This is a genomic window from Pedobacter sp. BAL39, from assembly GCF_000170795.1.
Classification (GTDB): Bacteria; Bacteroidota; Bacteroidia; order Sphingobacteriales; family Sphingobacteriaceae; genus Pedobacter.
Map to the genome: position 1 here is coordinate 87,835 of NZ_ABCM01000010.1, position 13,800 is coordinate 101,634.

Genomic DNA, 13,800 nt, shown 5'->3' on the forward strand with positions numbered 1-13,800 from the left:
AGTAATTAAGAGCTATTTAGAAAGATTACAAATAGAATCAACATAGGTAAACTTCCTGAAGAGTTAATTGTTATATTGCATAAACACCATATCACTAGACACATATGATTCAAAAAGAGGAATTTAAATTGAGCAGTCCCGAAGGAAAACCAATTATTGGCGACCTTACTTATGATGATAACTACAGCAACCTCAGCACGATAATTTTTGTTCATGGCTTTAAAGGCTTCAAAGATTGGGGTGCCCACCGCCTTTCTGCAGAATTTTTCGCCAGAAAAGGATACAGATATGTAAAGTTTAACCTGTCTTACAGCGGAGTAACGGAATCGAAGCCCAATGATGTCAGCGACCTGGAGGCATTTGCCGCAAATACGACCAGTAAAGAGTTTGAAGACCTGGACACGGTCATCACTTACGCGGAACGTACCTGGGCATCGCCACAAACCATCCTGATCGGTCATAGCAAGGGCGGCGGACTAGCCATCATCCAGGCTGCAAATGATTTCCGCATCGATAAACTTGTTACCTGGTCTGCTATAGCAGACTTTTCAAGTCTGTGGAAGCCGGAGCAAATTGATGAATGGCGGGAAAAAGGGCACATTTTTGTTGAGAACGCACGCACAAAAGAGAAGATGCCACTCAACAGCACGCTGTTGAAAGACTTTGAGACCAACAAGGATAAGTTTAATATTCTCAATGCTGCACAGCGGGTAAAGATACCATGGCTGATCTTACACGGTGATGAAGATGTTAATGTGCCGTTCAGTGTAGCTCAAGAACTGGCGCAGAAACAGCTGAACGCCCAGATACAAAAAATTGAAGGCGCAAACCATGTGTATGGTGCTTCACATCCTTATCAGGAAGAAAGGCTGCCGCTTCACCTGCATCAGGTATGTGAGAAGACGCTTGCTTTTCTCGAGCAGGAATCATGACAGGCCAGGTGGATGAACTGCAATGCCGTTAAGTTGTTTATGTTGAATATCGTGAAGCAGCGTGAAAAAGGGTGAAATTTTACTTCACAAAAAAAAGGACATGTTACTTCGAGACCGAAATGTGTGGGCTGAAGAAGCCCACACATTTCCACGTCTCTCCGCAACATGTCCTTTTTTTGTTTGATTAATTTACTATCAGACCCCGCTCATTGACCAGCTCATGTGATGATGCCTGCTGAGAAATTACTGGGGTAGTAAATATTCGAACACTTACTTTACGTTGAAAGCAACAGCCGTTTGACCCCACAAAAGAGAAACTTTGCCTGATTTATCAATCGTGAAAGTCATTTTCTCAGTTTCCGCAGCTGCTTTACCAGGCTTAACGGTTACACGAAGTACATCTGTTGACTCGTTATACTGTGTGCCAGGTTGTTTCCAAGTGCTGTTGAAGATCACTGTCCATTCTTTTTCACCAGGAATAGTGTACAGGCTGTATTTTCCTGCAGCAAGGGCTTTGCCCTCAACTTTCACGGCTTTATCAATTTCAAAGATGGTAGCTTCGTTGGCACCTGTACGCCAAACTTTTCCAAAAGGAGCAACTTCTCCCCCTACTTTACGGCCTTTCAATGAAGGCTGACTGTAATCAATGGTGATGGTTGTACCAGATTTGGTGGTTTCTTTGACCAATGCCGGAGGACTTGGGCGTTTGCTTTTATCCTGAGCGGAAACGGTTACTGCGGTAAATAAGCTTACAAAAAGCGTTAGTGCAATTAGTTTTTTCATGGTTTTGTTCTTTTTTGCCTACTAAGGTCATCAAAATATTCTAAGGATGACTGCGTTTTATGCAACAAAAAAGAGACTGAAAATCAGAAAAATCCAGTACCCGGAATTTGAAGCGATCATCAGATATTTATTCCGGAGGATAATCCCTGTCACCATCAGTACCGCCAATATCGATATGGATAATAAGTGAAGATCGAATGCCTTCATCGCAGCCCAATAAATCAGATGGGCTAAGACGATATTCATTGTTACCAGCGACCAGGGAATGAGGTTGTGTTGAATCAATCCGAAATCCCGAATCGATTGTTGCGGATGTTTACCTGTGGCTGTTTTAATGTTTTTTGGCATAGCGCATAATTTCAGTTTAAATAGGTTCTTTTTTCAGCTTCTGGTGGAGGTAGCGGGCTAAGCGTAGCAACAGGTAACCGAAAAATAAGCCGTTCACCACGTAACCGGCTATTTTTGCAGCGAGGGTATACCCGGCAAGCGTACTGACCATTGCAATAGTCCCAAGCAAAAGCAAGAATACAACACCGTATATAAAAGTGATTTTCAGTGGGCTCCAGTTCCGCTTCATTTTCTTTTCTGTACGGTAGAAATAGACTACAAATCCACTAATAGACAAGAAGCTTGAGGTAAGCCCAAATAGCGTGTACAAAACTTTCAATGCCAGTCCGCCGTAATCACCAAAATGCAGGGCTTCCTGTACAAAATAAAACCTATGACTAAAGGGCTGTTCTCTGATGTCGTATTTAAATACAGGAGCCAGACCTTCTTTAGCCAAGATCAAAGTGTTGATGCTCCGTTCATAGATCTGTCCTTCAATATTTCCAGCAATAGTAATGGTTTCGCTGCCATCATCGGAGCTCCTGATGTACTCTGCCTGGAGATCAGGAAATGTCGTGTGCATCACCGCGAAAACTTCTTCCCAGGATACCGTTTTTTTGAGATCCGCGGCTGCTGTACTTCTTATGGCCGGTTCAAAAACATTGGGTGTTTCAATTTTAAACCATCTGATCAGAAGTGGTTGTAATCCCAGCCAGGCACCTGTCGCGGCAATGACAAAGTTAAATGTCAGCGCACTGATGCCAAGGATTTTGTGCCAGTCGGCCATCCCTATCCTCAGCCCCTTGCCGTTCCTGATCTTTGGATAAGGTTGCTTTTTCATGAAATCAGCATAGATAAACAGGCCGGTAACCGTGACCACCAGCAAAGCAATGCCACCCAAACCGACGAGTTGTCTTCCCCATACCCCCTCATAAAGGCGGACATGAATCTGACGCAGATAATTCGCAAAAGAATTCTGTTGGATGCTACTTCCAAGAATCAGGTCTTTATTACTATCGACAAAAAAAGTATATCGCTTTGAGGGAGCTTTCTTCTTTTTGTCACTTTTTTTCTGTTGGGCCTTCTCTGGCTTTGCCTCCTTCACACTAAAATCAAAAACTGCAGGTTGACCTGCAGTTTTTGGAAGGGTAATCAACAACCCTTTCATGTCAGGGTACTTTTCTTTAAGGATCTCCAGCGATTTGCTGAAGACAGGCACCGGGGCCGGAACAGTAGAGACTGGATATTTACTTCTCTGAATCAGCACGCTGATCTCCGGAATAAAGACCGCCACTGCCCCCGTGAAGCAAATTACGGCAATCAGTACACCTGCATAAAGTCCTGCCCAATGGTGTATTGTCCACAGGAGCTGCTTATTGCCTTTCTTACCGGCCGGTTTTTGCTGCTTAACCGCTGACATTAAAACGTGTACCCTATACCTACCATAAAGTTTCTCGGTGTTCCCGGGAACAACCGGTTAAAGTCGTAACCTCCAACCCAGTGCGTTTTATCAAAGATGTTGTTCAGGTTTGCAGACAATTTGAACTTGTCTACATTGTAATACAGCGCAGTGTTCACAATGGTGTATTCCGGAAGCGTCAGGATTTTACTTAGCGTATTTCTCTTGCCGGTGTAGTTGACACCTGCTCCCACTCCAATACCCTTCAGCTCAGGAATGATAAAATTATATTTAGCCCAAAAACCACCCTGGATCTTTGGCGCATTGGGAAGCAGCGTACCTATCTCTGTAGGATCTGCACTTTCGGTAATTGTCGCTTCGCTGTAAGCAAAGTTTGCTGTCAGACTCAGGTTCTGCATCACCATACCATTCACATCCAGTTCAAAACCTTTCGATTGTTGCTGTCCTACCTGACGCAGCAGCTCTGGATTACCCTGATCATTTGCATTGATCAGAATGTTATTCTGTTCGATACGGTATACTGCGAGGTTCAATGATAAGCGGTTCTGGAACCACTCAGTTTTAGCACCAAACTCGATCATATTGCTGATCAGCGGATCAAAAGGACCACCAAACCGGGCCGGGTCACCTATCGTTCCTGCCGTTTGCGGCTGATAGCCTTCTGTATAGGTTCCATATAAGTTTACCTCGTCAACAGGACTGTATACAAGACCTACTCTCGGAATCAAGGCCTTCTGCTCAATCTTTTTACTGGTTGGCGTATTGACATTCTGAATGTCTGTATAATATTCCTGTCTCAGGGCCAGCAATGCACGCAATTTGCCCCATTTGATCTGATCCTGGATATAAATCCCATTCACATAGTACTTTGTCGGCGCGGTCTGTGAAGACACATTAATGTAGTTTGAGATGTCAGAAAATGAGTAATCAGGATTGACAAGGTCAAAATGCGGCACATTTGGTACGGGACGGCCATTTACAATATAATACCGCGACGACGAGCCGGGAACATAAGTAGCAATACTTGTGCTCCGGTCCGCACTGAGATATCCCCTTGCATTATAGGAAGAGTTTCCTACGGGTGTCTGGTTCTGCAGGTAATCATATCCTGTTAACAGGGTATGCTCCAATGGGCCCGTTTTGAAATCCGAAACCACATACATGGTGATGTTGTCATTATAATTCTTCCCCTGTCTGCGGATGGTCTGCATTTCCATTAATGTAGGAATCGATGCACCCAGCTCATCCACAGCATACCTGTTAGAAGTCCGGTGCTCCAATAGGTCCTCATCATACATAAACTTCATATAAGAAGCATTGAAGCTGACATGATCGGAAATTTTACGCTGCAAAGAGGCGGTTACAAAAAGATTGAGCTCATGCAGGAAATCATTTCTTTTGCCTATTGCAAATGATGTAGGTGTGGAATTCAGGTCTGTTCCAGCAGTTGCACCGAAGATGGGCTGTCCACGATCCAGCCTGCTCTTGGATTTTGAGTATACAAAGTCGAAATTGACCTTTGTCTTATCATCCGGAATAAATGAAAACGACGGAGCAATCATGAAGTCTTCACCCCCTTGCAGCACCCGGAACGACTCTGCATTCTGGTAGGCAAGATTTAAACGATACAGCAGTGTTTTAGAATCATTCATCGGTCCCGTAAAATCTGAGCTTACCCGATAAGTATTGTAACTGCCCGTCGCAAAATTGATCGCCTTACGGTTTTCATCCAGCGGTTTTTTTGTAACTGTATTCACGGTACCTCCGGGATCAGTATTGGCGAAAAGTGCTGATGCAGGACCCTTGATCACCTCGACGCGTTCCACATTCGCCAGTATCGGCTGACTCCAGCCTTCTGTAGCTGTGCGTAGTCCGTTGATCAGGGCTGTACTTGTCCTGAATCCCCTGAGCGTGATGTCATTGTTATAATAAGAGAAGGTCGACGCGCCGCTGACATTTTTAATGATGTCGCCCGCTCTGAAGGCCTGCTGGTCATCAATAACTTCCTTAGTAACATAACTGACCGACTGTGGAACATGCTTTAGCAAAGTTTCCGTTTTTGTGCCGGAAAAAGATCTTGTATTTTTATAGGACTGCTCCTTTCTGCCCACGACCTCCACACTTTGTAAAGCATTCTGCTGATCCGCCAGAACGATATTCAACAGGTCATTTTCAGCATCAAAAGCAAACTTCACACGCTTGGTTTCAAAACCAATATAGGAAACTATAAAATTGTACGTACCCGCCTTCAGGTCAGGGATAAGAAACACCCCTTCTCGATCAGTTATAATGATCTGGGTTGTTTCTACTAATTTGACCGTAGCTCCGGGAACAGGGACATTGTGACTATCGGTAATCTTACCACGAAGGGTCAATTGAGCGGAAGCGGTATGCCCTACCAGCATCACCACTGCCACTATAAGGCATCGGAAATAAAACATCGCTATTTAGATTAATTATGAATAGCTGCAAAAGTAATAACAGTACTCTAAATTCCTAGACTTATTTATAGAATTATTCTAAATAAAAAAGAGCTTCTGGAATTTTAAACTCCAGAAGCTCTTTTTTCAGCATGATTTTATGTGACAATCTCTGCGATATGCTGGATTGTCGACTTTATTTCAGCAATCCGCTATTTTCTCCGGCAAATTTCTGACTAATCATCATATCCATCTCTTTAAGATGGATCTTCGTCCACTTATCAAGTCCCGGACGTTTTAAAGCTTGTTTAAACAGGCTCTGTTGTATCCTAAGCTGTTCTCTTATGATGGAATTCAGGTCGGTAACGGTAAAGTGATACGTATTTGGACCAGTAATACTGCTCATGTCGTTGGTATAAAAACCTTGCACTAGTAATCTGTACACATACAATTTCTGCATATTGCGTCTGTAGAAATCTACATTTTTACCCGCATATATTTCTTTGAAGATGCCTTTGTTCAGATCATTAAATAGCTCAGATACCGTATAAATTTTTCCTGGATCTGTATGTTCGCTGGTCAGCATTCTACTCAGCCTGTTGCGGGTAATGACTGCATCGATACTGGTCTGCTGAAGGGCATTCAGCTCAAATGGGAAGTTCACATTGATCTTACTCAACATGTCCTTTTTATTGAGCCAGGAAGGCGTGCTGAATATCTGGTCGTTCAGGAACTGCACGGCACTTTTCTGTTTGGCATACGGTGCGGGCTCAGAAATCAATCCTGCCTCCCCGTTTACACGTGGCGTATGATAGTTGCCGCCGATGTTTTTGGTCACGTGTCCCAGGTAAAGTTCGTACTGGTTCCAGATGCCATCATAAGCTTTGAACAGACGCTCCTGACCTTCACCAGGAATGCTCATCCATTGTTCAATTTGAGGAACCATTCGTTTCAGGTTTTTGATCCCGTAGGTACTTGCTTTCACCGCATCGTCTCCAAGGTCTTCATTCTGCGACCTTGGATCAAATGGTTCCGCTTCATTGCCAAACCACAGACGGTGGTTCTTTTTAAGGGAATCTGTCACCACCTTTACCAGCGCTTTTTGCTCCTCCTCAGGAGTAGCAAACTCCGGATGCCAGGTGTATGCCCATTTGATCGCCCATTTGTCATAGTCGCCAATTCTTGGGAACAATCCTTTTTCAGAGATCCCATCTTCAGGCTGCGCAACATAGTTGAAACGTGCGTAATCCATAATAGAAGGCGTATGTCCATGAGCTTCCACCCAAGCCTTGTCCCTCAGTTTCTCTACCGGAACGGTTGAGCTGGAACCAAAGTTATGCAACAAACCCAGGGTATGTCCAACCTCGTGAGAAGAAACAAAACGAATCAGGTTGCCCATCAGTTCCTTATCAAACTCAGGTTTTCTCGCCCTTGGATCCACTGCCGCAGCCTGTACCATGTACCAACGCTGCAGCAGCGACATTACATTGTGGTACCAGAAAATATGGCTTTCGATGATCTCTCCACTTCGTGGGTCAGCCACGCTTGGTCCCATTGCGTTTGCAATAGCGGAAGGCCTGTAGATGATGGCAGAATGACTGGCATCATCAATGCTCCAGGTGCTGTCCTGAGCAGCTGTTGGTGCTTCTTTGGCAACAATTGCATTTTTGAAGCCCGCAGCCTCAAAAGCTTCCTGCCAGTCGTTCACCCCTTTGATCAGGTAAGGCACCCATTGTTTTGGCGTTACCGGATCAATATAAAAAACAATTTGCTTTGCAGGTTCTACCAGCTCGCCACGTTTATAACGATCTACATCTTCCGGTTTAGGCTCCAGCTTCCAGCGTTTCACATACGTAGTCCTCGCTACGCCCTGAGGATCCGCATCGAAATCTACAAACGAAGTAGAAAAATAACCCACACGCTGGTCTTCCAGCCGGGCCTTCATCGGTTTTAACGGCAACAATACCATCGAAGAGTTTAACTCCACGGTATAACTTGAATTTGTCGGGTTTCTTCCGGCAGAATATGTCTTCACCGCATGGATCTCCACATTTGTCGGGTAAGCATGGATGTAATCTATGTAACTCTTATCGTTCTGCTGACCACCCATTCCAGCCCTGTCTTTGCTGCCCTTCGCCTGAAAGTACAGCACATCATTGTCGCTGTTCAAAAAATCTGTAGCATCAACCACGACCGCGGAGGAATCTTTAGGCATGGTCAACACAGGGAAAGCACCTACAATGGCACTCACATTGTTTTTCTGTACACTCGCATACATTGTAGTTGTGCTGTCCTTCGCATACTCAGCGAAAGAAATCCTCCTCAAGAACAATTTTTTCTCCGGTCCTTTTTCAAAACGATAAACCGTCTCGCCAAGCTGGTCGCCGGCATATCCGTTGTTGCCGTTGCGCATCTCTGCGGAGGCTTTAGACACCCGGCTTACAATCAGGATGTCGCGTCCCAGGATGGCATTTGGAACTTCGAAATAATATTTCGCATCTTTCTGATGCACCGTGAAATAGCCCTTTTTTGTCTTTGTGCCTTTTGAAATAATTTCGCTGTAAGGTTTCAACCCGGAAGCCTTCTGCAGACTGTCGGCTTTTTTCTTAGCCGGATCTACTGCCACTGTTTTTACAGGAGCTTGTTTCTTTTGAAACAATGCACATCCCGAAATCAGCGTACCTACACTGATTACACTATAAAATAATAGTGATTTCTGATTAAACATAATTTATAATATTGGTTTGTTTGTGTGTTTTATTAATGGCGGAATGTTTATTATTCCGCCAGCCTTTCGCTGCAGTTACATCGATGAGAACAGCAATATTGATGGCTACCACATTATTCATGGCTACCACATTATTCATGACTACCGCAGCATCCTTAACCGATGATCTCGAGGATTTTTTCATTTTCGATGATCATCATCCCATGCCTGTCGCTGCTGATGCCTTCCTTCGCCCGGTAGGTATAAACCGGCACCTTGCCCCGCATTTCAGTAGGCATATAGGTAAACCGGATGTTGTCACAGCGTTGTGCCAGCGCTTCCCCCACCTCTACAATGTGTGTGGAGATGATGAAGAAACAGTTGCGGTGTGTGGCAAAGACCTCTGATACGGCCAGTGTGGCATCGTAGGCATCCTTCACATTGGTCCCCTTGAACAACTCATCGAAGATGATGTAGAGATTCTTTGGAGCGCTCACTTCTTCCGCAATCTTTTTTACCCGCAACACTTCCGCATAAAAATGGCTGTAGCCCATGTTGATATCGTCCGGAACATTGATTGACGTATACATACCTTCTTTTACAGAGAATACCATCGACTTTGCGGGAACCGGAAAACCCATGTGTGCCAGGTAGATACAAAGTCCGTAAGATTTCATAAAGGTGGATTTCCCCGCCATGTTGGCTCCCGTTAGGAAGATTACGTTTTCATTGCCATCCATCTTCACGGAGTTTGGAACCGCTTTATTGAGACATGGATGAAAACCTTCGTTGATGTCCAGCAGGTCTTGTGTTTCCTCAACAGCCTCCGCATAGGCAAAGGATTTTTCCTGTGCTACTGAAGAAACTGAGATGTAAAGGTCTGTCAGGTGCACCAGTTTCATGATGATTTCCATCTCATTCCTTAACGCCACCCTGAGCAGGTAATCATAACGTGAAGTTTCAAAAAATGACAATGTAACTTTCGCTTTCGCTGCCGGCAACCAGTCCAGCTTACCGCTATTGAAACTTTCTGCAGCCATGTTCAGTTCGGCAGCAAAGGGCCCGTCAGGATCTTCCGACAACAACCTGGATACAAAAGTCCTGATGTCCGCCAGCACCTGTATCGTTGCCGAAAGCCCATTTGTCACCAGGGTATGTTCCACCGTCAAGCCAAGTAATTTCAATGCTTTTCTCCTGCCCGTCTGCACTGTAGTCATCAGCATATTTGAACCTGCAGCCCCAGCGAGGTACTGCTCTGCGGTTTGAAGCAGCTGCACATCCAGCGGAAACACAAGTCGTTTTCCCTGGAAATAGCGGATTACATCACTGCGTTCATTAATGAGCTTCATATCTGTCAGTGGATGCTGAAACATCTGTTCCAGCAATCGTTCCGCACCAGCTGTTTTTGTCCTGTTAAAGAGGTTGAATACAGAGTTGTTCTTATATTTTCCCAGTACGTTCAGATCGTCCAGCGTTTGTTTATCTGTTATAAATGGCATAGCTATTTGGCTCTGGTCTTTTTATTTTTCAAAATATCAATAATGCCTTCATTGTTGATGATGATCATTCCATGTCTGTCGGACGTGATTCCCTGTCTCAGTTTATAAGTATAAACAGGCTTGCTGCCTTCCATCAAAGTAGGCAAATAGGTAAACTGTATGTTGTCGCATTTGGATTTCAGCTCTTCTCCTGCCTCGATGATGTGTGTGGAGATCACGAATACACAATCACGTTTTCTTGCAAAAGCTGCCGCTAGGGCCACCGTGGCTTCATAGGCATCCTTCACATTGGTACCACGGAAAAGCTCATCAAAGATGACGAACAGTTTTTTCTTTTGTGCCAGTTGTTCAGCCACCTTTTTTACCCGGAGCACTTCCGCATAAAAGTGGCTATAGCCCATACTCAGGTTATCCGGCAGGTTGATGGTGCTGAACAAGCCATCCATTACCGGAAATTCCATCCTGGCTGCCGGCACCGGGAATCCTGCATGGGCAAGAAAAACGGCTATCCCGAGGGACTTCATAAATGTTGACTTACCGGCCATGTTTGCACCGGTCAGGAAAATCATGTTGCTATCCGGAGTAACCATCAGGTCATTGCCAATCGCATTTTCTACAAGTGGATGGTATAAACCCTCCATTTTCATGACAACCCCTTCAGACAATGCCCGGGGGAATACAAACTGATGCTCCCTGGCAACCTTTGCAACTGCGCAGTATACATCTACATGATGCGCAAAAAACAAGAGCTTTTGAAGTTGATCTTTCTTTTGAAAACGCAGGATTTTATCATGTGCCGCAATCTGTTCATAATTTGGCTTGCCCGAGGCCGCCTGCTTAACCAGTTGCTGCAGTTCCTCGTCATGGAGGATCAGTTCAATGGCCCTTACCTCTTCCTCATAGGGGTTGTCGCCAGGCACCTGACGCATTGCTTCCAGGAAGCGGTGAAAAGCGTTGATGATGTCAAGGATGGCCCCAACACCTTGCACCGCCTGCTGGTATGCAGTATCTGCACCAATCAGACTATTCAGCTTACGACTGATCTTATTTTCATCACCGGAAAGCCTGCTGCGTTCATCAGCATTGCTCAAATAATGATCTGCCTGGTCGAACCACTCTTCTTTAAAGGGGAAAGCGATGTCTCCCGCTTTAAAAAAACGAATGATGTTACTGCGCTGGTTAATTGCTCCGGCATCCGACAAAGGATACCGGAACATCTGTTCAAGAATTTCTGCACCGCCGCGGGTACGCGTGCGGTTAAAGAGGCCAAAAACAGACTCACGCGCTTTTTTATTGAATATATTGAGGTCGTCTAATGTTTGTTTATCAACTGAGAAACTCATAAATGTTGTTTAATTAGATATTGGTTAAGCCAAACACTATCTGCCTCTTCTGCGGATCCAGATGATCAGACTCGCTGCCGCGAGGATCAGTGGCAATCCCCATTTCAGGAAAAAGCCAAAGAAGGACCAAAGGCCAACGGTCAGGTGTTTCAACGCATTGTCGGTCGGCTCGTCTCTACGCATGTCAATAGGCACTTCACCATCCGACAACCAGTAAAAACTACTTACTATCAATGAATAGTTGGAAGCCTGTACATCATTACGTTGCATGCCCAGCTCACCATTGCTCAGCCAGTCGGCATCTCCGGTCACAAGGATTTTCTGTTCTTTGCCATTGACTTTTCTGGATAGCGCCAGCACTGTAGGGTAAGCTTTTTCCACTTCTCCAGCTGTAGGGTTCACACGGACACTGTCGTCCACAAAATTGGTAGTTTCCAATTCGTTCCAGCTACCTGTAGAATCGCTGCTGAATAGCGGAAGGATATTAAAGCCCTTATCTTTCGTATACTCCAGACCACTTGCAGAAGGCATCGTCAGCACACCTCCCATTTTGATCATGTCTGCCAAATGATAAGAAAACGCCCTTCCTTCTTTAGTAGGTTTCATCAGCATCAGATCTGATTGAAACTTAACCGCTGGTTTCACTAGTCGCCCAGGCATAAATTTCACCCCAAGACTGGCGGTAATGGCATTCATCTGCTCTTGTCTTCCAGGTTCTCCTGCAATGACCAGATTGCCGCCACGGGCGATATACTGATTCAGGTTGGCCTGCTCCGCTGCGGTATAAGCGTCCTTAGGCTCCGCAACGACCAGAATTTTGATGGTTTCGGGAACAGGCTGCGCCAGTGTTACCTCTTCAAAGTCAAAGCCCTGATTGATCAGAGAATAACGGAAGGTCTTAAGGCGGGAAATGGTCTTATATCCTCTATCCGCCTCGCCATTGCTGTCGCGCTCACCGTGACCTTTTAAGAATCCGACCACAGGAAGTTTCATCACCAGACGTTTGATGGCTGCTGAGATTTCCGCTTCTGATGGCAAACGCCGCATGTCATCATAGATGCGCAGGAAGGTCTTCTGACCATTCTCACGCTCCAGCACACGTACAAAACGGTATCCTTCATCTTTTAGGTCTATTTCTTTTTTGATTTCACTGTAAGGACTGACTTTAAAGTTCCAGTCGTTTAGTTTCATCAGGGTATCCAGTCTTTTCTGAGGGCTCAATTTAGGGTACATGCGGTCAAGCATAGGATTTTCCGTAGGCTCAGAATAGTATTTGTATACCATCTTGATTTCTGGTTTGAACCGGATGTATTGCTCAAAAGAGTTGACATCATTTTTATAGTTCATTGGCAGGGCCGTATATGCGGTAGGATCCAGCATATTGCTGTAAGTGGTAATGGTAAAACCACCATCCAGCTTGGCCATAATGTCCTGACTGCTTTTTGTCAGCGTATTTACTTTGGATCTTGTGGCGTCATAGTAAAACTTCAATGCTGGTTTTGAGCTCAGGTATCCAAGCAGCATGGCTACGATAAAGACCGAAGCATAACGTCCCGTAACTGCAGTCCAGGTATTTTTCTGTCTTCCTGAATGTAATTTGATGATGGTGAATCCCAGGAATAACGCAATGACAATCAGGAAGTACAATACATCCTCAGAGGTGATCATCCCTGCTACAAAAGTGCCACTCCGACCAGTAATTGCCAGCCAGTAAGTAATGTCACGCACAAATTCCATATCCTGACCAACGCCTTTCACATAAGCCAGCAGACCGAAAATACAAAGGGTACCCAATGCTGCAACCACGTTGTATGTCGTCAATGACGACATAAAGAGGCCGATGGCGGCATATGCGCAAAGTAACAGGTATAGTCCCAGAAGTCCTGTTAGCATATAAGGTATATCTGCGTTTACTACTGTAAAAGCAGTAAACAGGCAGAATACAGACAAGATTCCGATCATCACAAGGCCGAAAGCCATCAGGGCTACATATTTACCCAGGATAATCTGTCTGTTGCTGATTGGGGAGGAATATAAGAGTTTGATAGAACCACTGCCCAGCTCACGACTCATGATGCTCATGGTCAGCAATGGGATGTACAGGTATAAGTAAGACTGCACCTTGACAAACAAACCAGCGAAAGCACTTGCAAAAGCATTCATGGTTACGTCTCTCAATGGCTGTTTCATCGTCAGGTTGATCTTTACCAGGAACTCAAAATTTCCTGTAAACATCATTCCTAACTGGAAGGTAAAGATAATCAGGATCAACCAGGCTACCGGTGCATAGAATAACACCTGGAGCTCAGTCTTCGCTATTTTAAATATTGTTTTCATTATAATAAGTTATCAGCTAAAATGTGCTGGTG

Annotated in this window: 10 protein-coding genes; 1 reads left to right on the forward strand and 9 read right to left on the reverse strand. The window is 44.9% G+C overall.

Translation table 11 applies throughout. From position 1 onward, the window contains the following. The first annotated feature begins 104 nt into the window (after nucleotides 1-104). On the forward strand, nucleotides 105-932 hold the full coding sequence (locus PBAL39_RS14055) for a S9 family peptidase (RefSeq protein ID WP_008242557.1): 828 nt from the start codon (nucleotides 105-107) through the stop codon (nucleotides 930-932). A gap of 270 nt (nucleotides 933-1,202) precedes the next feature. Here PBAL39_RS14055 and PBAL39_RS14060 read toward each other — a convergent pair whose 3' ends face one another. From PBAL39_RS14060 to PBAL39_RS14095, 9 genes are all read right to left on the reverse strand, one after another. Beyond that, entirely contained in the window at nucleotides 1,203-1,715 is a 513-nt protein-coding gene (locus tag PBAL39_RS14060; RefSeq protein WP_008242558.1) for a DUF2911 domain-containing protein, read from the reverse strand. A 57-nt stretch (nucleotides 1,716-1,772) separates the two neighbouring features. Continuing rightward, entirely contained in the window at nucleotides 1,773-2,063 is a 291-nt protein-coding gene (locus PBAL39_RS25390; protein ID WP_157274030.1) for a hypothetical protein, read from the reverse strand. A 16-nt stretch (nucleotides 2,064-2,079) separates the two neighbouring features. After that, nucleotides 2,080-3,462, reverse strand: coding sequence for a PepSY domain-containing protein (locus PBAL39_RS14065; RefSeq protein WP_008242560.1), 1,383 nt, complete (start codon nucleotides 3,460-3,462; stop codon nucleotides 2,080-2,082). Further along, nucleotides 3,462-5,903: a TonB-dependent receptor gene (locus PBAL39_RS14070; protein WP_039866650.1), complete on the reverse strand. Its 2,442-nt coding sequence runs from the start codon at nucleotides 5,901-5,903 to the stop codon at nucleotides 3,462-3,464. The genes PBAL39_RS14065 and PBAL39_RS14070 overlap by 1 nt, the downstream gene beginning before the upstream one ends. Nucleotides 5,904-6,078: 175 nt before the next feature. After that, nucleotides 6,079-8,610, reverse strand: coding sequence for a zinc-dependent metalloprotease (locus PBAL39_RS14075; protein WP_008242562.1), 2,532 nt, complete (start codon nucleotides 8,608-8,610; stop codon nucleotides 6,079-6,081). Continuing rightward, nucleotides 8,603-8,794, reverse strand: a complete 192-nt coding sequence (locus PBAL39_RS14080) for a hypothetical protein (RefSeq protein WP_008242563.1) — start codon at nucleotides 8,792-8,794, stop codon at nucleotides 8,603-8,605. Before PBAL39_RS14080 ends, PBAL39_RS14075 begins: the two co-directional genes overlap by 8 nt. Next, on the reverse strand, nucleotides 8,766-10,088 hold the full coding sequence (locus PBAL39_RS14085; RefSeq protein ID WP_008242565.1) for a mismatch repair-like protein: 1,323 nt from the start codon (nucleotides 10,086-10,088) through the stop codon (nucleotides 8,766-8,768). Before PBAL39_RS14085 ends, PBAL39_RS14080 begins: the two co-directional genes overlap by 29 nt. 2 nt (nucleotides 10,089-10,090) lie before the next feature. Further along, on the reverse strand, nucleotides 10,091-11,431 hold the full coding sequence (locus PBAL39_RS14090) for a DNA mismatch repair protein (RefSeq protein ID WP_008242567.1): 1,341 nt from the start codon (nucleotides 11,429-11,431) through the stop codon (nucleotides 10,091-10,093). Between the two features lie 36 nt (nucleotides 11,432-11,467). Then, nucleotides 11,468-13,768: a Gldg family protein gene (locus PBAL39_RS14095; protein ID WP_008242569.1), complete on the reverse strand. Its 2,301-nt coding sequence runs from the start codon at nucleotides 13,766-13,768 to the stop codon at nucleotides 11,468-11,470. Nucleotides 13,769-13,800 lie beyond the last annotated feature (32 nt).